This window comes from Variovorax sp. GW821-FHT09D04, from assembly GCF_059416405.1.
In genome coordinates, this window is the sequence record NZ_JBWKPA010000001.1 from 1,023,187 (window position 1) to 1,049,761 (window position 26,575).

A 26,575-nucleotide genomic window follows, 5' to 3' on the forward strand; every position below is an offset into this window, starting at 1 on the left:
CCGCTGTCCTTCGAGGGCAGCGGGCCACGCCGTTTTTCATGGGTCGCTGCGCAGGCCCGTGCAAAAAAGCCCGCCGAAACGCATGCTTTAGCAGGTCTTCAGCAACCGGGGCTAGGATGAACCGCATCCTTTCCCGGGCCTCGCCGCCCGTTCCATCCCACTTCTTCACTGCATGCCCACCACTCCTTCGCGACGATCGCGCAAGCTCCTTGTCGGCCTGGCCTTGCTCGTCGCGCTGGCCATCGCGGCCTTCTTCTGGCTGAGCCCGCCGAAGAAAAGCGACTACCTCACCGCCACCGTGCAGCGCAGCGACCTGGAGAACGCGGTGCTCGCTACCGGCGTGCTGCAGGCTCTCAAGCAGGTCGAGGTGGGCGCGCAGGTGTCCGGCCAGCTCAAGTCGCTGAAGGTGGTGCTCGGCCAGACGGTGAAGAAGGGCGACTGGCTGGCCGAGATCGACCCCGTCATTTCGCAGAACACGCTCGCGCAGGAGCAGGCCAAGCTGGAGAACCTGCAGGCCCAGAAGCTCGCGAAGGAAGTGCGCGTGAAGCAGGCCGAGCTCACCTGGGCGCGCCAGCGCGAGATGCTGGCGCAGGACGCCGCCGCGCGCCAGGACCTGGAAGGCGCCGACACCGAGCTGCGCGCGCTGCGCGCCGACGCCGTCTCGCTCGACGCGCAGATCCGCCAGCAGAAGCTGGCCCTGGCCTCGGCGCAGACCAACCTGTCGTACACGCGCATCGTCGCGCCCATCGACGGCGACGTGGTGTCGATCAGCACGCTCGAAGGCCAGACCGTGGTGGCCTCGTTCCAGGTGCCCACGCTCATGAAGCTGGCCGACCTGTCGACCATGACCGTGAAGGCCCAGGTGTCCGAGGCCGACGTGGTGCGCGTGAAGGCGGGCCAGCCGGTCTACTTCACCATCCTGGGCGACCCCGACACGCGCTACCACGGCACGCTGCGCGCGGTGCAGCCTTCGCCCGAGAAGATCAACAACGCCGTGTTCTTCAACGCGCTGTTCGACGTGCCCAATCCCGAGCGCACGCTGCGCGTCGACATGACGGCGCAGGTCGCCATCCTGCTGGGCGAGGCCAAGCAGGCGCTGACCGTGCCGCTCACCGCGCTCGGCACGCGCGACAAGGACGGCCGCCACGAAGTGCGCGTGCTCCTGCCCGACCAGCGCGTGGAAAAGCGGCAGGTGCGCGTGGGCATCAGCAACAACTTCCAGGCCCAGGTGCTCGAAGGCCTGAAGGAGGGCGACAGCGTCATCACCGGCGATGCCTCGGCGCTGGAGAAGACCGACGGCAATGACAGCGGCAACCGGAGGCCCCGCCAGTGACGCAGCCGCTGCTGACCCTGCGCGGTATCGGCCGCAGCTTTCCCTCGGGCGAGCAGGAGGTCCAGGTGCTGAAAGATGTCGACCTGGACATCGGCCACGGCGAAATGCTGGCCATCGTCGGCGCCTCGGGCTCGGGCAAGTCGACGCTGATGAATATCCTCGGCTGCCTCGACCGGCCGAGCACCGGCACCTACACCGTGTCGGGCCAGGACGTCGGCACGCTCGACAGCGACGCGCTCGCCGCGCTGCGGCGCGAGCACTTCGGCTTCATCTTCCAGCGCTACCACCTCATGCAGCATCTAACGGCCACCGGCAACGTCGAGGTGCCCGCCGTGTATGCCGGCACCGAGGGCTCGGCGCGCGACGCGCGGGCGCGGCAACTGCTCGCGCGCCTGGGCCTGGAAGACCGCACCGAACACCGGCCGAGCCAGCTCTCGGGCGGCCAGCAGCAGCGCGTGAGCATCGCGCGCGCACTCATGAACGGCGGGCAGGTCATCCTGGCCGACGAGCCCACCGGCGCGCTCGACAGCAAGAGCGGCCAGGAGGTCATCGGCATCCTGCGCGAGCTGCATGCGCAGGGGCACACGATCATCATCGTGACGCACGACATGCAGGTGGCGCGCTGCACCGAACGCATCATCGAGATCGCCGACGGCGCGATCGTGGGCGACCGGCCGAACGTGCCGACCGTGGCTGCGCCCGCGCAGACGGTCGGCGACGACACCCCCACGCCGCCCGCCATGACGCGCCCCATGCTGGGCATCGCGCGCTTCAGCACCGGCTGGGCGCGTTTCTCCGAAGCCTTCCGCATGGCCTGGCGCTCGATGATGGCGCACCGCATGCGCACGGCGCTGACCATGCTGGGCATCATCATCGGCATCACCTCGGTGGTGTCGATCGTGGCCATCGGGGAGGGCGCCAAGCGCTTCGTGCTCGCCGACATCAAGGCCATCGGCACCAACACGCTCGACATCTACCCGGGCCACGACTTCGGCGACGACAAGGCCGCGAGCATCCGCACGCTGCTGCCGGCGGACCTGCAGGCCATTGCCGCGCAGCCCTACGTGCACAGCGTCACACCGACCACCATGCGCAGCCTGCGATTGCGCTACCGCAGCGCCGACGTCAACGGCAACGTGAACGGCGTCAGCGACAACTTCTTCAGCGTGCGCGACATCCAGATGGCCAGCGGCACGGACTTCGACGCCAACGACGTGCGGCACCAGTCGCAGGTGGTGGTGATCGACCAGAACACGCGGCGCAAGCTCTTTCCAGACGGCACCGACCCCGTGGGCAAGATCATCCTGGTGGGCAGCCTGCCATGCACCGTGATCGGCGTGGCGCAGGAAAAGAAGAGCATGTTCGGCGAGAACAAGTCGCTCAACATCTGGCTGCCCTACAGCACCGGTGCAAGCCGCCTCTTCGGCCAGCAGCACTTCGACAGCATCACCGTGCGCATCCGCGACGACCAGCCCACCAAGGCGGCCGAAGAGAGCATCGTGCGGCTGCTCACGCTGCGCCACGGCGGCAAGGACTTCTTCACCTTCAACATGGACAGCATCGTGAAGACGGCCGAGCGCACGAGCCAGTCGCTCACGCTGCTGCTGTCGCTGATCGCGGTGATCTCGCTCGTGGTGGGCGGCATCGGCGTGATGAACATCATGCTGGTGTCGGTGACCGAGCGCACCCGCGAGATCGGCATCCGCATGGCCGTGGGCGCGCGCCAGAGCGACGTGCTGCAGCAGTTCCTGACCGAGGCCGTGCTCGTGTGCCTGGTCGGCGGTTTCATCGGCGTGATGCTGTCGTACGGCATCAGCTTTGTGTTCTCGCTGTTCGTGAAGCAATGGCAAATGATCTTTTCGCTGGGGGCCGTGGTGTCGGCCTTTTTGTGCGCGTCGCTCATCGGCGTGCTGTTCGGGTACCTGCCGGCGCGCAACGCCGCGCGGCTCGACCCCATCGAGGCGCTGGCGCGTGAGTAGCGCGCGACCGACCCTGGGGGCGCTCGCCATCGCACTGGCGCTCGGCGGCTGCACGTTGTTCGCGCCGGAGCGGCGCGAACAACGGCCGCTCGGCGTGCCGCAGGCCTGGCAGCAGCAACAGCCTCTGCCGCAGAACGCAGCGGCCGTGCCGCAGGCCCGCTGGTGGACCGCCTTCCACGACGCGCGGCTCGACACCCTCATCGACAGCGCCCTGCGCACCAACAACAACCTGGCCGCTGCCGGCATCCGCGTGCAGCGGGCGCAGCTGCAGGCCGGCCTGGCGAACACCAACCTCACGCCGGGCGTGACGGGGCAACTGGGCACCCAACGCAGCTTCGACCTGAAGCGCGGCGGCGTGGCCGCATCGAGCGCGAACTCTTCACTGAGCCTGAGCTACGAAGTCGACCTGTGGGGCCGCCTGTCGGCGCAGCGCAGCGTCGCCGACTGGGAGCTGCAGGCCACCCAGTCCGACCGCGAGGCCACGGCGCTGGCGCTGGTGGGCACCACGGCCGGGCTGTATTGGCAGACCGGCTACCTGAACCACCGCATCGCGCTGAGCGAAGCCGGCATGGCCGATGCACGGCGTATCCAGGCGCTGGTGCGCGTCAAGTACGCGGCAGGTGCCGTGTCCGGCCTCGATGTCGCGCAGGCCGACCAGAACCTTGCGAGCCAGGAGGCGGCCCACACGCAGTTGCTGCAGCAGCGCGTCGAGGCGCGCAACGCGCTGGCGATCATGTTCGACATGCCGCCCGACGCCCCGAGGGAAGAGCCCTCGCAGCTGCCGGACACCGCTTTGCCCGTGATCGATGCCGGCCTGCCTGCCAGCCTGCTGGGCCGCCGGCCCGACCTGCGTGCTGCGGAGCAGCGCCTGCGGTCCTCGCTGGCGAACGTCGATGCCACGCGCACCAGCTTCTATCCGGTGCTGAGCCTCACGGGTTCGCTGGGCGCGGGGAGCAATGCCCTGGGCGAGGTGCTGAAGAACCCGGTCGCGACCCTCGGTGCCGGCCTGGTGCTGCCTTTCCTGCAATGGAACACCGCGCGGCTGACCGTCGCCGTGTCCCAGACGCGTTATGAAGAAGCGGTCGTCGGTTTCCGCCAGTCGCTGTACACCGCGCTGTCCGAGGTCGAGAACACGCTGTCGTCGCGCACCCAGCTGCAAAACGAAAGCCTGAAGCTGGCCCTGGCGCTGCAACAGGCGCAACGCGCGGAGGCCTTGTCGGAAGTGCGCTACCGTGCCGGCGCCACCGCGTTGCAGCCCGTGCTCGATGCCAAGGACAAGCGGCGCGCCGCGGAGGTGTCGGTGGCGCAGAACCGGTTGAACCAGCTCAACGCCACGATGACGCTGTACAAGGCGTTGGGCGGCGCGGCCATCGTCGAGTAGGGAGAGAGGAAAGAGCTCTCACACCACAGCAGGTGCCCGGCAGGCGGTGCGGTGTGGGCGGCCCCTCTGTGCCGCCGAGGAGCGCAGCGTTTCGCGGATCAGGGCTCGCAGCTGTTTGAGCCGCAGGCGAGTTCTGCGAGACCCCGCGAAACGCGAGCACCGCAGGGCAGCCGCGAAGCGGCCGGCACAGTGGGGCCGACCGCGCCGCCTGCCGGGCGCCCCTCAAAAGAAGACTAAGCCTGAAACGGCGGCGCCCCCCGCACCTTCCGAATCAACAACCCAGGCAGCCGCAAAACGAACTCGATCATCAACCGCGTGTGCATCCAGGTCAGCAGCACGTTGTCCCGCCCATAGCGAAAGTGCGACACCCCGCCTTCCTCCGCCGTCAGGTACTTCACAGGCGCATCGATGTTCACCGGCTTGACCCCGCGCCAGGCCAGCCGCACGACCGCCTCGGTATCGAAGTCGAAGCGCCGCATCCATGGTTGCCGCGCCATCACAGCGATCAGGTCGACCACCGGGTACACGCGAAAGCCGTAGAGCGAATCGCCCACGCCCGCGAACAGGGTTTCGAGCTGCGTCCAGCCGTTCGACACCCGCCGCCCGCGCACCCGCAAAAGCGGCGCGCTTGCATCGAACACCGGCCGGCCCAGCACCATCGTCTCGGGCCGCGCCAGCGAGGCGTTCATGAAAGAGGGGATCAGGTCCGCCGGATGCTGCCCGTCGGAATCCATCGTGAGCGCATGCGTGAAGCCGGCGTCCTTCGCGGCCCGCAAGCCGTGCAGCACCGCCGAGCCCTTGCCCTGGTTCTGCGGCAGCACCCACACGCGCAGGCCGGGGTCACTGGCCGCCATCTGCTGCAGCCGCTCCCCCGTGCCGTCGTCGCTGCCGTCGATCACCACCCACACCGGGTTCCATTGGGCCCGCGCGGCCGCGACCGTCGAGAACAGGCGCTCGCCCGTGTTGTAGCTGGGGATCAGGACAAGGTGGGTGCGCGAGGCGTCTGCTGGCATTCGGGGGACGCGTCGGTGGCGCGCTGCTCCATGTGTTGACGGAAATAGTGTTCCAGCTCGACCTGCAACGCATCGCTGTCCTGCGTCGGCGCAAAGCGCTTGCCCAGCCGCAGCGTGAAGACGATGGGCAGCGGCGGCACGCGCCACAGCGGCCAGCCCTTGCCGAGGTAGGGCGAGTCGGTGTCGATGAACACGGTCTGGATCGGCGCCTGCGCCAGCTTGGCGATCAGCGTGGTGCCGGGGCGGAAGGGGTTCAGCGGCGGCGACACCGTGCGCGTGCCTTCGGGAAAGATCACGAGCTGGCCGCCCTGGCGCAGGTCGTTGACCGCCAGGCGCACCATCGTGCGGGCCGACTTGTTGCTGATGTAGCGCGCCAGCCGCGCTCCGGCGCCGAGGAAGATGTTGCCCATCAGCTCAGCCTTCATGATGCAGGCGCTGCGCGGCAGCCGCGCCACCAGCAGCAGCGCATCGAGCATCGTCGGGTGGTTGGCCACGAAGATCACACCGGGCTCGTTGCGCATCGGGTCCAGGCACGAGGCGTCGATGCGCATCATGCCGGTGACCGAGGCGAGCCACCAGAACATCCGGTAGGCAAAGGCGATGGTCATGCGGCCCAGCGCGCGCGCCGGCGCGGCCGGCATCACCGGGTACAGCAGCATGGCGACGAAGTTCCAGACCAGCGAGATCAGGCCGAGGAACAGCAGCAGCGCATAGAGCATCAGCGCGAGCGGGATCGACGTGAGAAGACGCAGCACGTTCATGGGTGGTGTCGGTCGAGCAGGCGAACGGCGAGCCGCTCAGGCGGCCTGCAGCCGGCCGGCGGCGACCGTGTGGGCCTCGATCTCGACCAGCAGATCGCTGCGGCAGATGTCGGCTTCCAGGTACACCGCATGGCGGGCCATCGGCGACTGGGCGCCGAGCGCGGCTTCGATCACCTCGCGCACGGCCTCGGTGTCCGACGGATGCCGCACGTACACCACGCAGTCGAGCGCATCGAGCGAGAAGCGCGCCGTGGTCTGCGCATGGGCAGAGGCGATCACGGCCTCGAGGTTGCGCAGCGTTTCGCGGGCCTGCTCACGCACGTCGCCGTGGTGCACCGTTTCGTGCCCGACGATGCTCGCCGTGCCCGAAATGAAGAGCGCGACCTGGCCGTCGCCGATGTCCGCCAGCGCGGCGCGCGAGAAGGTCGGCGAGCGCGGGCCGTAGGTTTCGGGATAGCGGTAGGCCGACACCTGCCGCGGGTTCTCGACCGGCAGCGGTGCGGCGCGTCCCGCGAGAAAACGGATCGACAGCGCGCCCTGGCGGATGCCCAGCGCGCAGGCGGCCGGGGCACCCTCGAAGGCGGCGCGGCCAGCTTCGAAGAAGGCCTCTTGCCGGCCGAGGTTGAACTGGCGGTAGCGCTCCAACCCGCCGCCGTCCGCGTTGATGCGCGGCAGGTAGTTCCAGATGCGCTGCAGGTGCGGCGTGCCCGCCTGCTCGAGCGTGCGGAACAGGTCGCGGTAGGCACGCTGCGCGAGTTCGGTCAGGCCCTGGCCTTCGACGGCTTCATCGAGGTCGATGGCGCCGAGCAGCCAGTGCCCGTCGGTGCGCCAGCGCGCGATGCCGGTGGTGCCCGACCGGACCTGGGTGCCGTCACCCGCGTGCCCCACGTGCCACACATCGGCCATCGCGCCTTGCGGCGACAGCACGCGCGCGTTGACCGTGGGCATCCAGGCGACACCGTGCGGCGTGCCGTAGCCGAGCGCGGCGAAGGGCGCATGGCTGTGCGTGGCCAGCGCAAGGCTGTCCGGCAGCGAGAGGCGCTCCACGCGCAGGGGGGAATGAAGGCGGTCGTCCTGGGGGCGCACGTTCAGCGAACCTCGTCGGCGGTGGATTCGGGTTTGCGGCCGGTGTAGGCCGAGAAGACCCCGAGGCTCGCATGCCGGCGCACGTCGCTGAAGCCGGCGGCGCCCAGGGCCTGCATGACGCGCTCGGGCGGGATGCAGGCCTCGATCGTGTCCCAGTAATAGCGCCACAGCTCCGAGGTGTCGCTGCGGCGGCCGACCACGCGGGCGATCAGCGGCACCACGGCGCGCATGTAGCCCTTGAGCAGTGCGGTGGCGATGCGGCCCTCGGGCTTGGTGATCTCGAGCACCACCACGCGCCCGCCGGGGCGCAGCACGCGATGGAACTCGGAAAAGGCGGCGGCCACGTCGCTGATGTGGCGCATGGCGTAACCCATGCTCACGAAATCGCAGCTGGCGTCGGGCCGGGGCAGGGCCTCGGCGACGCCTTGAATCAATTCGACGCCGGGCAGCCGGACCTGGCCCATCATGCCCACGCTGGGGTCGACGCCGGTGAGCTTGCCGGTGGAGCCGATGAGCTTCAGGGCTTCGCGGGCGACGAGCCCGGTGCCGATGCCCACGTCGAGCACCTGGGCGCCCGCCGTGAGGCCGGCCTGCTTCAGCGCGTCACGGCGGTACGAGGGACCGGTGCCGAAGGCCAGCACGGCTTCGATGCGGTCGTAGTCCGCGGCCGTGCTGTCGAAGATGCGCCGCAGGAACGCCTGGTGCTCCGCTTCGGTGTTGTAGTACAGCGGCAGCGGGGCGTGCGGCGGCAGGGCGTCGGGATTTCCCGTACCGGCAATGGGCGATGGCGTCATCGAACAATTATCACCAAAAGGTCCGGGCCGAAATCCCGGGCGCCGGGGGAGCGTTGTGTGCGCCGGACAGTAAACTCCACACTTGCTTTGAAAACACACGACAGCGAGAGAGAAAGCCATGGCCGGACATAGCAAGTGGGCAAATATTCAGCACCGCAAGGGCCGCCAGGACGAGAAACGCGGCAAGCTCTGGACCCGCGCCATCCGTGAAATCACGGTGGCGGCACGCGCCGGCGGCGCTGACCTCAGCGCAAACCCCCGGCTGCGGCTGGCGGTCGAAAAGGCCAAGGCGGTCAACCTGCCCATCGACACCGTCAAGCGCAACATCGACAAGGCCACGGGCAACCTCGAAGGCGTCAATTACGAAGAAATTCGTTACGAAGGGTACGGCATCGGCGGCGCGGCGATCATCGTCGACACCATGACCGACAACCGCGTGCGCACCGTGGCCGAAGTGCGCCACGCCTTCTCCAAGCACGGCGGCAACATGGGCACTGAAGGCTCGGTGGCCTTCCAGTTCAAGCACTGCGGCCAGATCATCTTCGCGCCCGGCACCAGCGAGGACAAGGTCATGGAAGTGGCCCTCGAAGCCGGCGCCGAGGACGTGATCACCGACGACGACGGCGCCATCGAGGTGCTCACCGCCATCGGCGACTTCGAGGCCGTGAAGAACGCGCTCGAAGCCGCGGGCCTGAAGCCCGACGCCGCCGAAATCACGATGCGCGCCGAGAACACCGTGGACGTGACCGGCGAAGACGCCGCCAGGATGCAGAAGCTCCTCGACGTGCTCGAGGACCTGGACGACGTGCAGGACGTTTATCACAACGCCGCACTGTCCGACTGAACGAATGAATGATGGATCCACAGCGACAAACGAAAGCCCGCGAATGAAGGTACTGGTGATTGGAGGAGGGGGCCGCGAGCACGCACTGGCGTGGCGGCTGGCGCAGGGCAACCGGGTCAGCCGCGTCTACGTGGCGCCCGGCAACGGCGGCACCGTGAGCGACGAACGCTACGACTGCATCGACATCACCGAACCCGCCGCGCTGCGCGAGTGGGCGATGGCCGAGAAAATCGCGCTGACCGTGGTCGGCCCCGAGGGGCCGCTGGCGGCCGGCGTGGTGGACGAGTTCCGCGCGCACGGCCTGCGCATCTTCGGCCCGACGCAGGCGGCTGCGCAGCTCGAAAGCTCCAAGGCCTTCTCGAAGGCCTTCATGAAGCGCCACAAGATCCCGACGGCCGAATACGAGGCCTTCACCGACGCCGCCGCGGCCCATGCGTACATCGACGCCAAGGGCGCACCGATCGTCGTCAAGGCCGACGGCCTGGCCGCCGGCAAGGGCGTGGTGGTTGCCATGACGGCGCAGGAAGCCCACGAAGCTGTCGACTTCATGCTGGTCGACAACAAGTTTGGCGTGTCGCACAACGAAGGCGGCGCACGCGTCGTCATCGAAGAATTCTTGCAAGGCGAAGAAGCCAGCTTCATCGTGATGTGCGACGGCAAGAACGTTGCCGCGCTGGCCACCAGCCAGGACCACAAGCGCCTGCTCGACGGCGACGAAGGCCCGAACACCGGCGGCATGGGCGCGTACTCGCCCGCACCGGTGGTCACGGCCGAGGTGCATGCGCGCGCCATGCGCGAGATCATCCTGCCGACCATCCGCGGCATGGAAAAGGACGGCATTCCGTTCACCGGCTTCCTCTATGCCGGTCTCATGATCGACGCGGCCGGCCAGCCCAAGACGCTCGAATTCAACTGCCGCATGGGCGACCCCGAGACGCAGCCGATCATGATGCGCCTCAAGTCCGACCTGTTCGAGGTGTTCTGGCACGCCACCGACGGCACGCTCGACCAGGTCGAGCTGCAATGGGACCGCCGCGTGGCACTGGGCGTGGTGATGGCCGCGCACGGCTACCCGCTGTCGCCGCGCAAGGGCGACCGCATCAGCGGCATCCCGGCCGAGGCGCCCGATGCTGTCGTGTTCCACGCCGGGACCACGCTGGAAAACGGCGAGCTCAAGACCAGCGGCGGCCGCGTCCTCTGCGTGACCGTGCTGGCCGACAGCGTCAAGCAGGCGCAGCAGCGTGCCTACGAGGTCGCGGCGCGCGTGCAGTTCGACGGTGCGCAGTACCGCAAGGACATCGGCTACCGCGCCGTCAACGCGCGCAACACGCCCCACGCCTGATGCCAGCCACCCAGCCGAAGGCGGTCGGCGACTACCTGCGCGGACTGCAGCAATCGATCATCTCGGCGGTCGAGGCGGCGGACGGCGGCAGCGCGGTGCGCGACGCCTGGCAGAAAGAGCCTGGCGAGCCGCTGCAGGGCAACGGCCTGACCTGCATCCTCGAAGGCGGCACGCTGTTCGAGCGCGCCGGTGTCGGCTTCTCGCAGGTGCGCGGCGCCAAGCTGCCGCCCTCGGCCACGCAGAACCGCCCCGAGCTCTCGGGCGCACCGTTCGAGGCCATGGGCGTGTCGCTGGTGTTCCATCCTCGCAATCCTTACGTGCCGATCGTCCACATGAACGTGCGCATGCTGGCCGCGCAGCCCGCGGGCGGCGGCGAGCCCGTGTGCTGGTTCGGCGGCGGCATGGACCTCACGCCGTGCTACGGCTTCGAAGAAGACGCGGTGCATTTCCACACCGTGTGCCGCGACGCGCTCGCACCCTTCGGCGCCGACAAGTACTCGCGCTTCAAGACGTGGTGCGACGAGTACTTCTTCCTCAAGCACCGCAACGAGCAGCGCGGCATCGGCGGCATCTTTTTCGACGACTTCGCCGAGGGCGGCATCGAGAACGGCTTTGCGCTGATCCGCTCGGTCGGCGATGCCTTCCTGCAGGCCTACCTGCCGATCGTCGAGCGCCGCCGCGGCATGCCGTACGGCGAGCGCGAACGCGAGTTCCAGCTGTACCGGCGCGGGCGCTATGTCGAGTTCAACCTCGTGTGGGACCGCGGCACGCACTTCGGCCTGCAGTCGGGCGGACGCACCGAATCGATCCTGCTGTCGATGCCGCCGCTCGCGAGCTGGGCCTACCGGCAACAGCCCGCAGCGGGCAGCCCCGAAGCCGCGCTGTACAGCGACTTCATCGTGCGCCGGGACTGGGTGTGAGCCCCACCGGTTCCGCTTTGCGCATCGGCGTCTTCGGCGGGGCCTTCGACCCGCCGCACAACGCGCACGTCGCCCTGGCTGAGGCTGCATTGGCGCAGCTCGACCTGACGGAGTTGCACGTCATTCCCACGGGGCAGGCCTGGCACAAGAGCCGCACGCTCACGCCGAAGGAAGATCGCCTGGCGATGGCGCGGCTGGCCTTCGGCAACCTGCAAGGCAAGGTCGTCATCGACAGCCGCGAGGTGTTGCGCGACGGCCCGACCTACACGCTCGACACGCTGCATGAATTGCAGAAAGAGCAGCCCGGCGCACAGCTCGTGCTGGTGATGGGCGCGGACCAGGCGGCGGCCTTGCCGACCTGGCACGGCTGGCAGGATATACTCGGCATTGCTATCGTTTCTGTAGCGTATCGCGCACTATCGACGGGTGACGTCACTCGTTTTGATCCGAAACAGCTGCCCGGCCTCCCGGCTGGCGCGCGTTTCGAGGCGCTTGAACTGCCTGCCGCCATGGACACCAGCGCCACCGATATCCGGCGGCGTGTGGCGTCGGGTGTGGACATTTCCTCGCTGGTTCCGCCCACGGTTGCACGCTATATTGACCAACACCACCTCTACCGCTCTGCCTGATGACCACTGAAGCCGCCGCCAAAAAAGACATCCAAAAACTCCAGCGAGCCATCATCGATGGTCTCGAAGACGTCAAGGCGCAGGACATCCAGGTATTCGACACGGAGCACCTCTCGCCGCTGTTCGAGCGCGTGATCGTGGCGTCGGGCACCTCCAACCGCCAGACCAAGGCGCTCGCCTCGAGCGTGCGCGACGCCGTGCGTGAAGCCGGCTTTGCCAAGCCGCGCACCGAGGGCGAGGAAAACGGCGAGTGGATCATCGTGGACTGCGGCGCGGCCGTGGCGCACATCATGCAGCCCGCCATCCGCCAGTACTACCACCTCGAAGAGATCTGGGGCGACAAGCCGGTGCGCGCCAAGCTCGGTGCCACCAAGCCCGCGCTGGCCACCGCCTCGTCCGTCGTCAAGGGCGCCGAAGAGAAGAAGACGGCCGCCGCCAAGACGCCGAGCCTGCGCCGTTCGAGCGCCGCCAAGACCGCGATCCGCGCAGCCGAGCAGGAAGCCAAGGCCGCCAAGGCCCCGGCGAAGAAGGCCGCATCGAAGACCGCGGGCAAGACCGCCGCCAAGAAGGCGCCCGCGAAGAAGTCCGCCACGGGCACCGCACGCGTGCCGGTGAAGGTCGTCGGCAAGCCGGCCGCCAAGAAGACCGCTGCGAAGAAGGCGCCGGCCAAGAAGGCGCCAGCCCGCCGCGCATGAAGCTGCTGGTGGTCGCCGTCGGGCAGCGCATGCCCGACTGGGCGCAGACTGCCTGGGACGACTACGCCAAGCGCTTCCCGCCCGAGCTCAAGCTCGAGTTGCGCGCCGTCAAGACCGAGCCGCGCGGCTCCAAGACCCTCGAAACGCTGTATGCCGCCGAGCGCGAGCGCATCGAAGGTGCCATCGCCCGCGGCATGCGCATCGTCGTGCTCGACGAGCGCGGCACCGCGCTCACTACCAAGGCGCTGGCTGCAAGGCTGCAAACCTGGCAGGGCGAGGGCGACGACGTCGCGCTGGTCATCGGCGGCCCCGACGGGCTCGACCCGGCCTTCAAGGCCGCGGCGCACGAACGCATCCGCCTGTCCGACCTGACCCTGCCGCATGCCATGGCGCGCGTGCTGCTGGTCGAACAGCTCTACCGGGCGTGGTCGGTCAACGCGGGCCATCCGTACCACCGGGAATGATCACGGGGCCGGCGGTGGGGCCCACCTCGGAGACCTGAACTTGCCTGACTTCATCTACCTCGCGTCGCAAAGCCCGCGCCGCGCCCAATTGCTCGGCCAGCTCGGCGTGCGCCACGAACTGCTGCTGGCCGGTGCCGACGAAGACGCCGAGGCGCTCGAAGCCTTGCTGCCGAACGAGTCACCGACCGCCTACGTGCAGCGCGTGACCGCCCTCAAGCTCGACGCCGCCGTCGCGCGCCGCAAGCGCCTGGGCCTGGCCGATGCGCCGGTGCTCTGCGCCGACACCACGGTCGCGCTCGCCCGCACCATCCTTGGCAAGCCCGAGGACGCACGCGATGCCGAGCGCATGCTCGCGCACCTGTCCGGCGCCACGCACCGCGTGCTCACGGCGGTCGCGCTGCAGAACGGCCGTCGACGCCATGCGGCGCTCAGCGTGTCGCGCGTGCGCTTCGCCACGCTCACGAAGAAGCAGGTCGCGGCCTACGCCGCCAGCGGCGAGCCGCTCGGCAAGGCTGGCGCCTATGCCATCCAGGGCGCGGCCGCTGCGTTCGTGGAGCACATCAGCGGCTCCTATTCGGGCATCATGGGACTCCCCATGTTCGAGACCGCGCAGCTGCTTCGAGGCGTCGGTTTCAATACTTAAGACATCCATGCAAGACATCCTGATCAACTGGTCTCCGCAGGAGACCCGTGTGGCGCTGGTCGAGCACGGCGCGGTGCAAGAGCTGCACGTCGAGCGCACGCTCGAGCGCGGGCTGGTCGGCAACATCTACCTGGGCAAGGTCTCGCGCGTGCTGCCGGGCATGCAGTCGGCCTTCATCGACATCGGCCTGGAGCGCACCGCCTTCCTGCACGTGGCCGACATCGTCTCGCCGTTCACGCCGGGCTCGCGCCCGAGCGCCGCGCCGCCCGAGCGCGACCACCGCAACGGCGGGCCGATGGTGCCCATCGAGAAGCAGGTGTTCGAAGGCCAGTCGCTGCTGGTGCAGGTCATCAAGGACCCGATCGGCACCAAGGGCGCGCGGCTGTCCACGCAGATCAGCATCGCGGGCCGGCTGCTGGTGTTCCTGCCACAGGACAACCACATCGGCGTGTCGCAGAAGATCCCGCCCGATCAGCGCGAGTCGCTGCGCAACCGTATGCTGGCGCTCATCGAAGCGGCCGCGGCTGCCGAGAGCGGTGGCGTGGTGCCGGTCAACACCGGCGGCTTCATCCTGCGCACCAACGGCGAAGACGCGGCCGATGCCGAACTGGCCGAAGACATCGCCTACCTGCGCAAGACCTGGACGCGCATCCGCGAGGCCTCGAGCCGGATGCCGGCCATGTCGCTGCTGCACCAGGACCTGAGCCTGCTGCAGCGCGTGCTGCGCGACATGACGAGCGAAGACACGCAGACCATCCGCATCGACTCGCGCGAGCAGTTCGAGGTGCTGCTGAAATTCGGCCTCGAATTCATGCCGCAGGCGGCCGGCAAGCTGCAGCACTACAAGGGCGAGCGGCCGATCTTCGACCTGTACTCGGTGGACGAGGAAATCGCGAAGGCACTGGGCCGGCGCGTCGACCTGAAATCGGGCGGCTACCTCGTGGTCGACCAGACCGAGGCGCTGACCACGGTCGACGTGAACACCGGCGGCTTCGTCGGTGCGCGCAACTTCGACGACACCATCTTCAAGACCAACCTGGAGGCCGCGCAGGCGATTGCGCGGCAGCTGCGCCTGCGCAACCTGGGCGGGATCATCATCGTCGACTTCATCGACATGGCACGCGACGACCACCGCGAGCAGGTGCTGGCCGAGTTCCGCAAGCAGCTCGCACGCGACCGCGTGAAGACCACGGCCGGCGGTTTCTCGCAGCTCGGCCTGGTCGAGATGACCCGCAAGCGCACGCGCGAATCGCTGGCCCACATGCTGTGCGAGCCCTGCGTGGCCTGCGGCGGGCAGGGCATCGTGAAGACCGCGCGCAGCGTGGCCTACGACGTGATGCGCGAGATCCTGCGCGAGGCGCGGCAGTTCACGCCGCGCGAGTTCCGCATCGTCTCGTCGCCGCAAGTCATCGAGCTGTTCCTCGACGAGGAGAGTCAGCACCTCGCCGGGTTGAGCGACTTCATCGGCAAGCCGATCTCGCTGCAGTCGGAGCCGGCGATCGGGCAGGGGCAGTACGACATCGTGCTGCTCTGACGACAGGAGCGCGCGGCCCGTTGCAACGACGGGTCAGCGCTTCGATTCCTGGCCTTGGCGCATCCAGACGCTGGCCAGCGCGGCGGCCACCAGCATCCCGGCGATCAGCAACAGCCCGTTCTTCGTGCTGCCGGTGCTCTGCTCGATCCAGCCCATCACCGACGGGCCGATGAAGCCGCCCACGAGGCCGCAGGTGTTGACGAGCGCCAGCCCGCCTGCGAGCGCCACGCCGGCCAGCCGTGACGAGGCGAACAGGAAGATCACGGACTGCACCACGAAGAACATCGAGCCCGTGAGGCAGAAGCCGGCCAGCGCGACGGCCGGGCTTGCGAAGGCCGCGATCAGCAGGCCCACCGCCATCGAGACCAGCCCGACCAGCAGCAGTAGCCGACCGCGCTGCGGCGTGACCGCGAGCCGCGGCAGCGCAATGGCGCCGACCGCGGCGGCCACCCAGGGCAGCGAGTTGAGCGCGCCGATTTCCAGCGGCGAGAGCTTGCCGTAGGTGCCGATGATGCTCGGCAGAAAGAAGATCACCGTGTAGATGCTGATCTGGTGGCAGAAGTAGACAAAGATCGCCAGCCAGATCTGCCGGTCGACCAGGCAGGCGCGAAACGACTCGCCGACCTGTCCGTTGGCCACGTCCTCGGCGCGTTCGGCGGCGAGCTGGCGTTCGATGGCCTGCGCCTGTGGGCGCGTGAGCCATCTGGCGCTGGAGGGCCCGTCGGGCAGCTTGCGCCAGACCACGAAGGCCAGCGCCACGGCGGGCAGGCCTTCGAGCACGAACATCCATTGCCAGCCGTGCCAGCCCCACAGGCCGTCCATCTGCAGCAGCGCGCCGCCGACCGGGCCGCTGAGGATGTTCGCGATGCACACGCCGAGCAGGAAGTAGCCCGTGGCGCGTGCGCGGTCCTTGCGACCGAACCAGTAGTTCAGGTACAGCATCACGCCCGGGAACAGGCCGGCTTCCGCCGCGCCGAGCAGGATGCGCATCACGTAGAACGAGGTCTCGCCCGTGACGAAGGCCATGCCGGCCGACAGCAGGCCCCAGGTGATCATGATGCGCGCGATCCACCAGCGGGCCCCTACGCGGTGCATCACCAGGTTGCTGGGCACTTCGAGCAGTGCGTAGCTCAGAAAGAACAGCCCGGCGCCCAGCCCGTAGGCGGCCGCCGAGATGCCGATATCCACGGCCATGTGGCTCTTGGCCAGCGCGATGTTGGTGCGGTCGATGAAGCTGATCACATAGGCCAGCACCAGCAGCGGCATGAGCTTGCGGAAGATCAGCGCATTGAGCGAGGCCTGTTCGTCGACGGCCTGGCGGGCGCGCAGGCCCGGCGGCGTGGCGGGGATGGATGGGTGTTGCATGGGATGTCTCTCTCCTGTCCTGTCGTGTTCTGGCGGAAGGTCGTCGGCGGGAGCCGGCGGGCGTGCAGATGCGGCCCGGTCGTGGGCCGGGCCGAGTCGGGTCAGTGGTTCTGGCGCAGGGCTAGAAGTCGACGTTCGCCGCGCCCTTGAGGCCGAGGATCTCGCGCGCCTCGGCGGGTGTCGCGATGTCGATGTTCAGTGCCTCCAGCACGGCGCGGATGCGCAGCACCTGCTCGGCGCTCGACGCTGCGAGCCGGCCCGGGCCGATCCACAGCGAGTCTTCGAGCCCGACGCGCACGTGCGCGCCCATGGCGGCGCCGATGGTGGCCAGCGGCAGCTGGTTGCGGCCGGTGCCGAGGATCGACCACTCGAAGCGGTCGCCGAACAGCCGCGCGGCGGTGCGGCGCATGTGCATCAGGTCCTCGGGGTCGGCACCGATGCCGCCCAGGATGCCGAAGACCGTCTGCACGAAGACCGGCGCCTGCACCAGCCCGCGGTCCAGGAAGTGCCGCAGGTTGTTGAGATGGCTCACGTCGTAGCACTCGAACTCGAAGCGCGTGCCGTTGGCGTTGCCGAGCTTCAGGATGTTCTCGATGTCGGCGAAGGTGTTCTTGAAGATCAAGTTGCGGCTGTTCTCCAGGTGCTCGCGCTCCCATTCATGCTCGAAGGACTTGAAGCGCTCCAGCATCGGAAAGAGGCCGAAGTTCATCGAGCCCATGTTGAGCGAGGCGAGCTCGGGCTTGAAGGTGGTGGCCGGGCGCATGCGCTCCTCGACGCTCATGTGCGGGCTGCCGCCGGTGGTGATGTTGATCACCGCATCGGTTGCGGCCTTGATCTTCGAGAGGAAGGGGCGGAACAGGTCCGGGTCTTGAGACGGACGGCCGTCCTTCGGGTCGCGGGCGTGCAGGTGCAGGATCGCGGCGCCCGCGCGGGCGGCTTCGATGGACGCGTGCGCAATCTCGTCGGCCGTCACGGGAAGGTGCGGCGACATGCTGGGCGTGTGGATGGCGCCCGTGGGGGCGCAGGTGATGATGGCTTTGGGGCGTTGGGCCATGAGGTGTCCGGAAAGAAGAAGAGGGAAGGAAAGGGCGTGCGAGCGGATCAGCTCAGCGCCTGCGTGTGGCCGTCCACCACGAGCTCCTGGCCCGTGACGCTGGCGGCCAGGTCGCTGGCGGCGAACAGCACCATGTTCGCGATGTCCGGGGCCGTCACCATGCGGCCCAGCGCGGCCTGCGCGGTGTAGGCGCGCGTCACTTCGTCGAGCGGCTTGCCCAGCGCCTCGGCCTTGGCGGCGATGACCGCACGGATGCGTGGACCGTCGACCGCGCCCGGCAGGATCGCGTTGACGCGGATGCCGTCGGCCCCGAGCTCGAGCGCCAGCGTTTTCGTGAAGCCGATGACGGCCCACTTCGAGGCGGAGTAGGGCGAGCGCCCCGGCATGCCCAGGTGCCCGGCGGCCGAGGACAGGTTGATGATGGCGGGCAGGCGGCCCTTGCGCAGCCGCGGCACGGCCAGCCGCACGCAGAGGAACTGGCCGGTGACATTGACGGCCATCGTGCGCTCCCAGTCGGCGAGCGAGACGGTCTCGACCGGGCCGGTGGGGCCGGCCACGCCGGCGTTGTTCACCAGCACGTCGAGGCCGCCGAGTTCGCGGTCGACGGCCTCGAAGAGGCGGGCCACGTCGTCCTCGTTCGACACGTCGGCGACGCAGCGGCCCACCTCGGGCAGTTCACGCGCCAGCTGGTCGAGGCTGGCAGCCTGCACATCGCAGACGAAGACCTTGGCACCCGCCGCCGCGAAGCTGCGCACGATGTCCAGGCCGATGCCGTTGGCACCGGCGGTGACGAGCACGCGCCGGCCGGCGAGGGAGTTGTTGTTCCACATGCTGAAGAGATCCTTGAGGTCGATTTTTGGAATGACGGGGATCGTATATCTGTGATCACAGATAATTCATAGGGAATACCCCGGCCATATACTTCGACGCATGAGCCTCACCGATCTCGTCACCCCCCTGAAGCGCCAGACGCTCAGCGCCAACGTCTACGACCAGTTGCGCGACCTCGTGATGAGCGGGCAGATGATGCCGGGCGAGCAGATTTCATTGCGCAGCGCGGCCGAGGCGCTGGGCGTGAGCGTGATGCCGGTGCGCGAGGCGATGCAGCGCCTGGTGGCCGAGCAGGCGCTCGAACTCACGCCCAGCCGCACCTTGCGCGTGCCCCGGATGACGGCGGCGCAGTTCAAGGAGATCACCACCATCCGCACCAACCTCGAAGGCCTGGCCACGGAGCTGGCGGCCTCGGCGTCGGGCGCGGTGGCGCTGCGCGACATCACGCGCTGGCACGACGAGTTCGCGGCCGAGATGAATGCGACCAGCCCCGACGGCTCGAAGCTCGTCACCTTCAACAAGGAGTTCCACTTCGCGGTCTACGCCGCCGCCGACATGCCGGTGTTGTTGCAGATGATCGAGGCGCTGTGGCTGCGCATCGGCCCCATCCTCAACTACGACCTGCGGGCCGGCTCGCGCCGCGTGGGGGACAAGGTGGCGATGTCGCACCATGCGGCCTTGCTGGCCGCGCTGAAGCGCCGCGACGGCGCCAAGGCCCGGGCCGCGCTGCAGGGCGACATCGAAAGCGCCGCGGAATTCATCCTGTCGACGGGCGTGCTGGTGTCCGATGGCACGCTGCCGCCGCAGAACGCCGCACCGGCGGCGAAGAAGGCGCGCAGCGCGGCAGGCACTGCGCGCTGAGGGTCAGAGCGTTGGGTCCTGCCCCGGCGCCGCGCTGCGCACCGCCAGCGTCTGCAGTCGCGCGTAGAGCCCGTCGCTCGCCATGAGTTGCTCGTGGCTGCCCTGCTCGGCGATGCGGCCTTGCTCCATCACGATGATGCGGTCGGCATGCTGGATGGTCGACAGGCGGTGCGCCACGATCAGCGTGGTGCGGCCCTGCATCAGGCGCTGCAGGGCGTCCTGCACCAGCCGTTCCGATTCGGTGTCGAGCGCCGACGTGGCTTCGTCGAGCAGCAGCACGGGCGCGTTCTTGTAGAGCGCGCGGGCAATCGCCAGCCGCTGGCGCTGGCCGCCCGACAGCTGCGTGGCGTTGTGGCCCAGCACGGTGTCGATGCCCTGCGGCAGGGTTTCGACGTGCCCGCTCAGGTTGGCCGCCTCGAGGGAGGACTGCACGCGCGCGATGTCGATGTCGCCGCCCAGCGCCACGTTGGCGGCGAGCGTGTCGTTGAGCATCACCACGTCCTGGCTCACCATCGCGAACTGGGCGCGCAGGCTCTTGAGCTGCCATTCGCTGGTGTCGTGGCCGTCGAGCAGCACCTGGCCGCCGCTGGGCTGCACGAAGCGCGGCAGCAGGTTGACCAGCGTGGTCTTGCCCGAGCCCGAGGGGCCGACGAAGGCCACCACCTGGCCCGGCTCGATGACGAGGTTCACGCCGTCGAGCGCGCGCTGTTCGTCGTCGCCGCGGTAGCTGACCTGCACGTTGCGCAGCTCGATGTGGCCTTGCGCGTGCGCGATGCTGAAGGTGCCCTGCGATTCGGGCGCCACTTCGTCGATGAGGATCAGCCCACGCTCCAGCGCTGCGAGGCCGCGCGTGATCGGCCCGGCCACTTCGGCCAGGCGGCGGATCGGTGCGATCAGCATCAGCATGGCCGTGATGTAGGCGACGAAGCCGCCCACCGTGAAGCCCTGCTTGCCGCTTTGCCACAGCGCGATCATCACCACCACCGACAGCGCCAGCGAGGCCATCATCTGCGTCAGCGGCGTGGTGGCGGCCTGGGCGATGGTCGATTTCACGGCCAGGCGGTTCAGGCGCTGGCTCAGTTGTTCGAAGCGGCGCTCCTGCGCCTGCTCCGCGCCGTGCAACCGCACCACGCGGTGGGCCAGCACGTTTTCCTCGACCACGTAGGCCAGCTCGTCGGTGGCCTGCTGGCCTTGCTGCGTGAGCTTGTACAGGCGCTTGGAGAACACCTTCATGATCCAGGAGATGCTGGGCACCAGGAAGGCGACGATGAGCGTGAGCTTCCAGTTCAGGTAGACCAGGTAGCCCAGCAGCGCGATCAGCGTGAAGCCGTCGCGCGACAGGCCGAGCAGTGCCTGCACCAGCAGCATGGCGCCGGTCTGCACCTCGTACACGACGGTGTTCGACAGCGCACTGGCCGACTGCCGCGCGAACAGCGCCAGCTCGGCGCCGAGCAGCCGTTCGAACAGCACGCGGCGCAGCTTCTGCATGCCTTCGTTGGCGATGCGCGAGAGCGCGTACTGCGAAATGAATTGGGCGATGCCGCGCACCGCGAACAGCAGCAGCACGGCGGCCGGAATGAACCACAGCGGCATCTCGCCGCGCGTGAAGCCCCGGTCGAGCAGCGGCTTGAGCAGGGCGGCCATGAGCGGCTCGGTGAGCGCGGCCAGCAGGGCGCCGATCAGCCCCACGGCCCACCATTGGCGCGAACTGCCGAACCAGGTCATGAGTCGCGCCAGCCGGCGCATGAGGGGAGGGCGGGCGCTCTCGCTGCCGGGGGATGCTTGCATATGGCGGCGGATTTTACGGGGCGGCTCCGACCGCCTTTTTGAGGGGCTGTAGGACCATTTCGCCGGATAAACGTTTTGTGACGGCGGGTTCAACCCAGTGTGTAACATGTGGCCCGTGAAACGCCGGGGAGAAACTTTTTACCCGGAAACCTCTCCGAACCGCATGAACAAGCCGTTGCCAGATCTTTCCCCAACTCCTTCTTCATCGTTGATTGCACGCCGCAGCCTCATCGCGGCCCTTGCTGCCTCTCCCATGCTTCCCGCCATGGCCCAGTTCCGGGTCGAGGTCTCGGGCGTGGGGTTGACGCAGCTGCCGATCGCGCTCGTGCCCTTCAAGGGGCAGGACGCCTCGCCGCAAAAGATTTCCGACATCGTCCAGGCCGACCTCGAACGCAGCGGCCAGTTCCGCGGCGTCGATGCCTCGGGCCAGGCGCTCGACGAGTCCTCGCGCCCCGACCTCGCCCTGTGGCGCCAGCGCACCGCCGACTCGCTCGTGGTGGGCAGCGTCAGCCGGTTGGGCGACGGCCGCTACGACGTGCGCTTTCGCCTGTGGGACGTCGTGAAAGACCGCGACCTCGGCGGCCAGAGCTACACCGTGCCGCAGGGCGACCTGCGCCTGGCGGCGCACCGCATCGCCGACTACGTGTACGAGAAGCTGACCGGCGAGAAGGGCATCTTCTCGACCCGCATCGCCTACGTCACCAAGGGCGGCAGCCGCTACTCGCTGTGGGTGGCCGATGCCGACGGCGAGAACGCGCAGGCCGCGCTCGCCAGCCCCGAGCCGATCATCTCGCCCTGCTGGTCGTCCAACGGCCAGCAGCTGGCGTATGTGTCCTTCGAGTCGCGCAAGCCCGTGGTCTACGTGCACAACGTGGCCAGCGGCCAGCGCCGTCTGCTCGCCAACTTCAAGGGTTCCAACAGCGCCCCGGCGTGGGCGCCCGACGGCGGCTCGCTGGCCGTCACGCTCAGCCGCGACGGCGGCTCGCAGCTGTACACCATCCCGGCCAGCGGTGGCGAACCGCGCCGCCTCACCCAGAGCTCGAGCATCGACACCGAGCCGGTGTACTCGGCCGACGGCAGCACGATCTACTTCGTGAGCGACCGCGGCGGTGCGCCCCAGATCTACAAGATGAGCGCCAGCGGTGGCAACCCGACGCGGGTCACCTTCAGCGGCACCTACAACATTTCTCCATCTGTCAGCGGCGATGGCCGGTGGTTGGCCTACATCTCGCGGGTCGGCGGTGCGTTCAAACTCCACGTGATGGAGTTGGCCAGCGGCAATGTCGCCGCGATCACCGACACCACGGCCGACGAGAGCCCGAGCTTCGCACCCAACAGCAAGCTGATCGTCTATGCCACGCACCTGCAGGGTCGCGAGGCGCTCATGACGACCACGCTGGACGGAAAGATCAAGGCCCGCCTCGCGGGCCAGGCGGGAGACATCCGTGAACCGGACTGGGGTCCGTTTCAGAAGCAATAAGCATTGACCAGATAAATTTACTTGAGGAGTTCGCAAATGTTGAAACGTACGATCTATTCGCTCGCCATCGTGGCGCTCATCGCCGGTTGCTCGTCGGGCACCAAGCTCAACGAAACGCCGGTCACCGACCGCAGCGGCACGGCCGGCGGCCAGCAAGGCGGCGCAACCGCCGTGGCCCCGGTGACCATCGACCCCAACGCCAACACGGCGCAAGGTCCGGTCGGCGTGGCACGCATCGTGTACTTCGACTACGACAGCTACACGGTCAAGCCCGAGTTCCAGTCGGTGATCGACGGCCACGCGCGCTTCCTCAAGGGCGCCACGCAACGTCGCATCTCGATCGAAGGCCACACCGACGAGCGCGGCGGCCGCGAGTACAACCTGGCCCTCGGCCAGAAACGTTCCGAAGCCGTGCGCCGCGCGCTCACGCTGCTGGGCGTGAACGACAGCCAGATCGAAGCCGTGAGCTTCGGCAAGGAAAAGCCCGCGGCCCAAGGCTCGGGTGAAGAAGTGTGGGCGCAGAACCGCCGCGCTGAAATCCGCTACACCCGGTGATGCAACCACGTGCCCTGTGGCGAGGCGCGGCCCTCGCCGCCGCCTTGTTCTGCGCGTCGGCCGGTTCGCAGGCTGCGCTGTTCGAGGACGACGAGGCGCGCCGCGCCATCCTCGACCTGCGCCAGCGCGTCGAAGCCATGCGCCAGCAGACCGACCAGCGCCTGGCCGACGAAAACGGCCAGCTGCGTCGCAGCCTGCTCGACCTGCAAAGCCAGATCGAGCAGATGCGCGGCGAACTGGCACGCATGACCGGCCAGAACGAGCAGCTCACGCGCACGCTGAGCGAAATGCAGTCGCGCCAGACCACGATCGACGACAAGCTCAAGCAGAACGAGCCTTCCAAGGTCTCGATCGACGGCCGCGAGTTCAACGCCGATCCGAAGGAAAAGGCCGACTTCGAAGCAGCCCTGGGCGTCTTCCGCTCGGGCCAGTTCGCACAGGCCCAGACCGCCTTCGCCGAGTTCGTGAAGCGCTACCCGCAAAGCGGCTACAACGCGTCCGCGCTGTTCTGGCTCGGCAATGCGCAGTACGCCACGCGCAACTACAACGAAGCCATCGCCAATTTCCGCTCGATGCTCTCGCTCGCGCCCGACCATGCAAAGGCGCCCGAAGCCGTGCTGTCGATCGCGAACTGCCAGATCGAACTGAAGGACACGCGCGCCGCACGCCGCACGCTGGAAGACCTGACCAAGGCCTACCCGCAGTCGGAAGCCGCACAGGCCGGCCGCGAGCGTCTGTCGCGCCTGCGTTGATGCAATGACCGTTTCGGCGGAGTGTTCCGCTTGAGAGTGCTTCGATGATGCCTTCGGCTGAAGAAGCCTCGTCCCTCCCCATGGCCGCCGCGGATGTCCTCACCGACACCGCGGCGCCTGACTTTGCGCGCCGCTTCGGCGGCCTCGAGCGCCTGTACGGCGTGGCCGGTGCCGCGCGCATCCGCCACGCGCATGTGCTGGTCGTCGGCATCGGCGGCGTGGGTTCGTGGGCGGTGGAGGCGCTGGCGCGTAGCGGGGTGGGGCGCCTGACGCTCATCGACCTCGACCACGTGTCGGAGTCGAACATCAATCGCCAGATCCACGCGCTCGACTCGACCGTTGGGCAGGCCAAGGTCGAGGCCATGCGCGAGCGCATCGCGCAGATCAACCCCGACTGCCAGGTGCTCGCCATCGACGAGTTCGTCGAACCCGACAACTGGGCCTCGCTGCTCGAGGCCGCACAGGCCGCCCACGGGCCGGTCCACGCCGTCATCGATGCCTGCGACCAGGTGAAGGCCAAGCTCGCCATGGCCGCCTGGGCACGCACCGTGTCGCGCGGCACCGCGTTCATCACGGTCGGTGCGGCGGGCGGCAAGCGGCAGGCGCACAAGGTCGACATCGACGACCTGTCGCTCGTCACCCACGACCCGCTGCTGGCCCAGCTTCGCCAGCGGCTGCGCAAACTGCACGGCGCGCCGCGCGAAGGCCGCAAGATCGGCCTCGCCTGCGTGTTCAGCCGCGAGAGCGTGGCACCGCCCGATGCGTCCTGCCAGATCGATGCGGGCGACGGTTCGCTCAACTGCCACGGCTACGGATCGGTGGTCAGCGTGACCGCCACCTTCGGACAATGTGCGGCAGGGTGGGTGCTCGACGAAATTGCGAGAAACACCACGCTATAATCCAAGGCTTTGCTGGATTCAACGTCGGCAAGAAGCAAGAAAAATGGTTCCGGGACGTTAGCTCAGTTGGTAGAGCAGCGGACTTTTAATCCGTTGGTCACTGGTTCGAATCCAGTACGTCCTACCAGAATCTTCAATAGCACCAAGGGGTTGTTCGAATCCCTGAAGTGAATCACTGACAATGATTTGCTGCGGTGTGGGGGAAATTGTGGGTGGGTTGCCATGCAGCCGCTCCATCACCTCCAAAGCCTCCTCATGTAGTGCACCGTCCGCGAGATGCGCGTAACGCGCGGTCATCGCAATTGACGCATGTCCCAGCAGCTTGGAGACCTTCGCCAAGCTCACCCCCGCCTGAAGCAGCCGAGACGCAAACGTATGCCGTAGTGCATGGGGTGTGGCGCGATCACCGTCAAGGCCGTCTAGGTGCCGCTGGATGCTGGCCGTCGCATGTCCTCGGCTCACGTCCTCGCCATCCCACGCGCGGCCCCTGAGCTTCGGGAAGATCACGGAGAAGCCATGGCCTTTCATCATCTCGTGTCGCTCTTTGAGCATCGCCCAGGAGCGGGAGGGTAGGCGTAGCGCTGACTCGTTGTCCACCTTGGTCCGGTAAAGGTTGATCGTCCCGTTCTCCAGGTCCACCACGTCCCACGTCAGAGCAGCAATCTCCTTGTATCGGGCCCCGGTATCCAGAAGGAATTGGCATAGATGCCATGAGTCCCGGGCGGCCATGTCCCCCGGGCGTTGTTCGGCTTCGAGCATGAGTCCGTCCAGGACCTTGCGCTCCTCCGCAACGGTTAGCCAACGCATGCGGCCCTTGGTCTCCGGGAGCTTCAGCGAAGCTGCGCGGTTGTTCCGGGAATGCCACCTGATGGGCGGGGAGGGCATAGGGGCACCGATGGATTCTGCGAACCCAAGGAGCGATTGAACGAGAGACATCTCGCGGTTGATCGTGCCCGGCTTGCAGCCTTCTTCCAGGCGCTTTCTTTTCAGCGTCGAGAGCATGGCCTGAGTGATCTCGTGCGTCCTTAGGTCTCGGGGGATTCCATAGCGAGCATTGGGCACTTTGACCCACTCTCGGCCTCGCTGCTGAAGTTCCGTCCCGAAGAGTTTCCGCACGCGGCCCTCGTTGTTTCGATAGTCTTTGTGAGTCGCGCGGGATGCGGTCAACCAAGCCTCCGAGACTTCCTCCATGGTCATGAAGTTGATGCCTTGCTCTTTGGCTGCGAGGGCCTGCTGGACCTTCGCGCGTTCCTTCATCTCGAACGCGCGCGCCTTGCCTTTATCGGCCTCGCCAGTTGAGCCCCGATGGCGCTCCCCATTCGCGACAAATTCGAATTGATAGACCCCGGAGCCGGGCCGCAGGTAGACGGTCATGGCTTCTTTGCTTCCTTGGTAACTTGGGCGATCAGCCGCCCTGGTGTTGGTCGGGCTTGGCTCGCTTGAGGGCCTTCTTGAGCCACGCGATTCCAAGGAGGTCGAACTTCGCCCACTCCGATGGGGTGAGCCGGATAGAACGAGGAACACTTACTTCCCCCTCGGGCAACTTGGGTCGCCCCCGGGATCGCTTTTCAT

The 26,575-nt window shown here is 67.9% G+C and carries 24 protein-coding genes, 1 tRNA gene and 1 pseudogene; 17 read left to right on the top strand and 9 right to left on the bottom strand.

What is annotated here, in order from left to right; all coding sequences use genetic code 11:
- Nucleotides 1-172: 172 nt before the first annotated feature.
- From macA to AC07O4_RS04735, 3 genes are read left to right on the top strand one after another with little or no spacing between them, the layout of a single operon-like run.
- A complete protein-coding gene (macA, locus tag AC07O4_RS04725; RefSeq protein ID WP_492727022.1) occupies nt 173-1,333 on the top strand; it encodes a macrolide transporter subunit MacA in 1,161 nt (386 codons plus the stop codon).
- Nucleotides 1,330-3,312 carry a macrolide ABC transporter ATP-binding protein/permease MacB gene (gene macB, locus AC07O4_RS04730; protein ID WP_492734659.1) on the top strand — a complete coding sequence of 661 codons (1,983 nt, stop codon included), beginning with the start codon at nt 1,330-1,332 and terminating at the stop codon, nt 3,310-3,312. Before macA ends, macB begins: the two co-directional genes overlap by 4 nt.
- Entirely contained in the window at nt 3,305-4,693 is a 1,389-nt protein-coding gene (locus AC07O4_RS04735; RefSeq protein WP_495303875.1) for an efflux transporter outer membrane subunit, read from the top strand. Before macB ends, AC07O4_RS04735 begins: the two co-directional genes overlap by 8 nt.
- Before the next feature lie 233 nt (nt 4,694-4,926).
- On the opposite strand, the gene AC07O4_RS04740 is transcribed toward AC07O4_RS04735, so the two are convergent.
- From AC07O4_RS04740 to AC07O4_RS04755, 4 genes are read right to left on the bottom strand one after another with little or no spacing between them, the layout of a single operon-like run.
- Entirely contained in the window at nt 4,927-5,706 is a 780-nt protein-coding gene (locus AC07O4_RS04740) for a glycosyltransferase family 2 protein (protein WP_495265557.1), read from the bottom strand.
- On the bottom strand, nt 5,670-6,467 hold the full coding sequence (locus tag AC07O4_RS04745; protein WP_495303876.1) for a lysophospholipid acyltransferase family protein: 798 nt from the start codon (nt 6,465-6,467) through the stop codon (nt 5,670-5,672). Before AC07O4_RS04745 ends, AC07O4_RS04740 begins: the two co-directional genes overlap by 37 nt.
- Before the next feature lie 36 nt (nt 6,468-6,503).
- Nucleotides 6,504-7,553, bottom strand: coding sequence for a chorismate transformation FkbO/Hyg5 family protein (locus tag AC07O4_RS04750; RefSeq protein WP_062470100.1), 1,050 nt, complete (start codon nt 7,551-7,553; stop codon nt 6,504-6,506).
- A 2-nt stretch (nt 7,554-7,555) separates the two neighbouring features.
- On the bottom strand, nt 7,556-8,347 hold the full coding sequence (locus tag AC07O4_RS04755; protein ID WP_062470103.1) for a class I SAM-dependent methyltransferase: 792 nt from the start codon (nt 8,345-8,347) through the stop codon (nt 7,556-7,558).
- A gap of 118 nt (nt 8,348-8,465) precedes the next feature.
- Here AC07O4_RS04755 and AC07O4_RS04760 point away from each other — a divergent pair, with 118 nt between their 5' ends.
- From AC07O4_RS04760 to rng, 8 genes are read left to right on the top strand one after another with little or no spacing between them, the layout of a single operon-like run.
- A complete protein-coding gene (locus AC07O4_RS04760) occupies nt 8,466-9,191 on the top strand; it encodes a YebC/PmpR family DNA-binding transcriptional regulator (protein WP_056580425.1) in 726 nt (241 codons plus the stop codon).
- 43 nt (nt 9,192-9,234) lie between these two features.
- Nucleotides 9,235-10,533 (top strand): phosphoribosylamine--glycine ligase, encoded by a 1,299-nt coding sequence (gene purD / locus AC07O4_RS04765; protein ID WP_062470106.1) that lies wholly within the window; start codon nt 9,235-9,237, stop codon nt 10,531-10,533.
- Entirely contained in the window at nt 10,533-11,453 is a 921-nt protein-coding gene (gene hemF, locus AC07O4_RS04770) for an oxygen-dependent coproporphyrinogen oxidase (protein WP_495303877.1), read from the top strand. The genes purD and hemF overlap by 1 nt, the downstream gene beginning before the upstream one ends.
- Complete coding sequence (nadD, locus tag AC07O4_RS04775; RefSeq protein ID WP_095948654.1) at nt 11,450-12,082, top strand: nicotinate (nicotinamide) nucleotide adenylyltransferase; 633 nt, start codon at nt 11,450-11,452, stop codon at nt 12,080-12,082. Before hemF ends, nadD begins: the two co-directional genes overlap by 4 nt.
- Complete coding sequence (gene rsfS, locus AC07O4_RS04780; protein WP_062470113.1) at nt 12,082-12,777, top strand: ribosome silencing factor; 696 nt, start codon at nt 12,082-12,084, stop codon at nt 12,775-12,777. Before nadD ends, rsfS begins: the two co-directional genes overlap by 1 nt.
- Nucleotides 12,774-13,241, top strand: a complete 468-nt coding sequence (rlmH, locus tag AC07O4_RS04785) for a 23S rRNA (pseudouridine(1915)-N(3))-methyltransferase RlmH (RefSeq protein ID WP_070060813.1) — start codon at nt 12,774-12,776, stop codon at nt 13,239-13,241. Before rsfS ends, rlmH begins: the two co-directional genes overlap by 4 nt.
- 40 nt (nt 13,242-13,281) lie before the next feature.
- Nucleotides 13,282-13,884: a Maf family protein gene (locus AC07O4_RS04790; RefSeq protein WP_495303878.1), complete on the top strand. Its 603-nt coding sequence runs from the start codon at nt 13,282-13,284 to the stop codon at nt 13,882-13,884.
- A gap of 7 nt (nt 13,885-13,891) precedes the next feature.
- Nucleotides 13,892-15,418, top strand: a complete 1,527-nt coding sequence (gene rng / locus AC07O4_RS04795) for a ribonuclease G (protein ID WP_062470121.1) — start codon at nt 13,892-13,894, stop codon at nt 15,416-15,418.
- A gap of 33 nt (nt 15,419-15,451) precedes the next feature.
- On the opposite strand, the gene AC07O4_RS04800 is transcribed toward rng, so the two are convergent.
- The 3 genes from AC07O4_RS04800 to AC07O4_RS04810 form a co-directional block, all read right to left on the bottom strand.
- Nucleotides 15,452-16,783, bottom strand: coding sequence for an MFS transporter (locus AC07O4_RS04800; RefSeq protein WP_495303879.1), 1,332 nt, complete (start codon nt 16,781-16,783; stop codon nt 15,452-15,454).
- Nucleotides 16,784-16,904: 121 nt separating this feature from the next.
- Entirely contained in the window at nt 16,905-17,837 is a 933-nt protein-coding gene (kce, locus tag AC07O4_RS04805) for a 3,5-dioxohexanoate:acetyl-CoA acetone transferase (RefSeq protein WP_062470127.1), read from the bottom strand.
- A gap of 47 nt (nt 17,838-17,884) precedes the next feature.
- Entirely contained in the window at nt 17,885-18,667 is a 783-nt protein-coding gene (locus AC07O4_RS04810; RefSeq protein ID WP_495303880.1) for an SDR family oxidoreductase, read from the bottom strand.
- Nucleotides 18,668-18,767: 100 nt separating this feature from the next.
- On the opposite strand from AC07O4_RS04810, the gene AC07O4_RS04815 reads away from it, so the two are divergent.
- A complete protein-coding gene (locus AC07O4_RS04815; RefSeq protein ID WP_495303881.1) occupies nt 18,768-19,529 on the top strand; it encodes a GntR family transcriptional regulator in 762 nt (253 codons plus the stop codon).
- Nucleotides 19,530-19,532: 3 nt separating this feature from the next.
- On the opposite strand, the gene msbA is transcribed toward AC07O4_RS04815, so the two are convergent.
- Nucleotides 19,533-21,317 carry a lipid A export permease/ATP-binding protein MsbA gene (msbA, locus tag AC07O4_RS04820; protein ID WP_495303882.1) on the bottom strand — a complete coding sequence of 595 codons (1,785 nt, stop codon included), beginning with the start codon at nt 21,315-21,317 and terminating at the stop codon, nt 19,533-19,535.
- Nucleotides 21,318-21,480: 163 nt separating this feature from the next.
- Here msbA and tolB point away from each other — a divergent pair, with 163 nt between their 5' ends.
- From tolB to AC07O4_RS04845, 5 genes are all read left to right on the top strand, one after another.
- Entirely contained in the window at nt 21,481-22,797 is a 1,317-nt protein-coding gene (gene tolB / locus AC07O4_RS04825; RefSeq protein WP_495303883.1) for a Tol-Pal system beta propeller repeat protein TolB, read from the top strand.
- Nucleotides 22,798-22,833: 36 nt separating this feature from the next.
- The gene (gene pal, locus AC07O4_RS04830; RefSeq protein ID WP_062470142.1) at nt 22,834-23,352 is read left to right on the top strand and encodes a peptidoglycan-associated lipoprotein Pal; all 519 of its coding nucleotides are present in this window, start codon (nt 22,834-22,836) and stop codon (nt 23,350-23,352) included.
- Nucleotides 23,352-24,104 carry a tol-pal system protein YbgF gene (gene ybgF / locus AC07O4_RS04835; RefSeq protein WP_062470144.1) on the top strand — a complete coding sequence of 251 codons (753 nt, stop codon included), beginning with the start codon at nt 23,352-23,354 and terminating at the stop codon, nt 24,102-24,104. The genes pal and ybgF overlap by 1 nt, the downstream gene beginning before the upstream one ends.
- Nucleotides 24,105-24,184: 80 nt before the next feature.
- Nucleotides 24,185-25,003 (top strand): tRNA threonylcarbamoyladenosine dehydratase, encoded by an 819-nt coding sequence (locus tag AC07O4_RS04840; RefSeq protein ID WP_369646928.1) that lies wholly within the window; start codon nt 24,185-24,187, stop codon nt 25,001-25,003.
- A 51-nt stretch (nt 25,004-25,054) separates the two neighbouring features.
- Nucleotides 25,055-25,130 (top strand) — tRNA-Lys (locus tag AC07O4_RS04845).
- A gap of 152 nt (nt 25,131-25,282) precedes the next feature.
- Here the strand turns inward: AC07O4_RS04845 and AC07O4_RS04850 are convergent.
- Nucleotides 25,283-26,377: pseudogene (locus AC07O4_RS04850) on the bottom strand (tyrosine-type recombinase/integrase); the annotation flags it as partial.
- Nucleotides 26,378-26,575 lie beyond the last annotated feature (198 nt).

Excerpts from the sequence above, each read along its gene's own strand:
- hemF (WP_495303877.1), top strand. The coding sequence starts at position 10,533 with ATGCCAGCCACCCAGCCGAAGGCGGTCGGCGACTACCTGCGCGGACTG.
- AC07O4_RS04815 (WP_495303881.1), top strand. The coding sequence starts at position 18,768 with ATGAGCCTCACCGATCTCGTCACCCCCCTGAAGCGCCAGACGCTCAGC.
- purD (WP_062470106.1), top strand. The coding sequence starts at position 9,235 with ATGAAGGTACTGGTGATTGGAGGAGGGGGCCGCGAGCACGCACTGGCG.
- rsfS (WP_062470113.1), top strand. The coding sequence starts at position 12,082 with ATGACCACTGAAGCCGCCGCCAAAAAAGACATCCAAAAACTCCAGCGA.
- ybgF (WP_062470144.1), top strand. The coding sequence starts at position 23,352 with ATGCAACCACGTGCCCTGTGGCGAGGCGCGGCCCTCGCCGCCGCCTTG.
- AC07O4_RS04810 (WP_495303880.1), bottom strand. The coding sequence starts at position 18,667 with ATGTGGAACAACAACTCCCTCGCCGGCCGGCGCGTGCTCGTCACCGCC.
- AC07O4_RS04755 (WP_062470103.1), bottom strand. The coding sequence starts at position 8,347 with ATGACGCCATCGCCCATTGCCGGTACGGGAAATCCCGACGCCCTGCCG.
- AC07O4_RS04740 (WP_495265557.1), bottom strand. The coding sequence starts at position 5,706 with ATGCCAGCAGACGCCTCGCGCACCCACCTTGTCCTGATCCCCAGCTAC.
- AC07O4_RS04745 (WP_495303876.1), bottom strand. The coding sequence starts at position 6,467 with ATGAACGTGCTGCGTCTTCTCACGTCGATCCCGCTCGCGCTGATGCTC.
- rng (WP_062470121.1), top strand. The coding sequence starts at position 13,892 with ATGCAAGACATCCTGATCAACTGGTCTCCGCAGGAGACCCGTGTGGCG.
- pal (WP_062470142.1), top strand. The coding sequence starts at position 22,834 with ATGTTGAAACGTACGATCTATTCGCTCGCCATCGTGGCGCTCATCGCC.
- kce (WP_062470127.1), bottom strand. The coding sequence starts at position 17,837 with ATGGCCCAACGCCCCAAAGCCATCATCACCTGCGCCCCCACGGGCGCC.
- AC07O4_RS04840 (WP_369646928.1), top strand. The coding sequence starts at position 24,185 with ATGGCCGCCGCGGATGTCCTCACCGACACCGCGGCGCCTGACTTTGCG.
- rlmH (WP_070060813.1), top strand. The coding sequence starts at position 12,774 with ATGAAGCTGCTGGTGGTCGCCGTCGGGCAGCGCATGCCCGACTGGGCG.
- macA (WP_492727022.1), top strand. The coding sequence starts at position 173 with ATGCCCACCACTCCTTCGCGACGATCGCGCAAGCTCCTTGTCGGCCTG.
- msbA (WP_495303882.1), bottom strand. The coding sequence starts at position 21,317 with ATGCAAGCATCCCCCGGCAGCGAGAGCGCCCGCCCTCCCCTCATGCGC.
- AC07O4_RS04760 (WP_056580425.1), top strand. The coding sequence starts at position 8,466 with ATGGCCGGACATAGCAAGTGGGCAAATATTCAGCACCGCAAGGGCCGC.
- AC07O4_RS04800 (WP_495303879.1), bottom strand. The coding sequence starts at position 16,783 with ATGCAACACCCATCCATCCCCGCCACGCCGCCGGGCCTGCGCGCCCGC.
- tolB (WP_495303883.1), top strand. The coding sequence starts at position 21,481 with ATGAACAAGCCGTTGCCAGATCTTTCCCCAACTCCTTCTTCATCGTTG.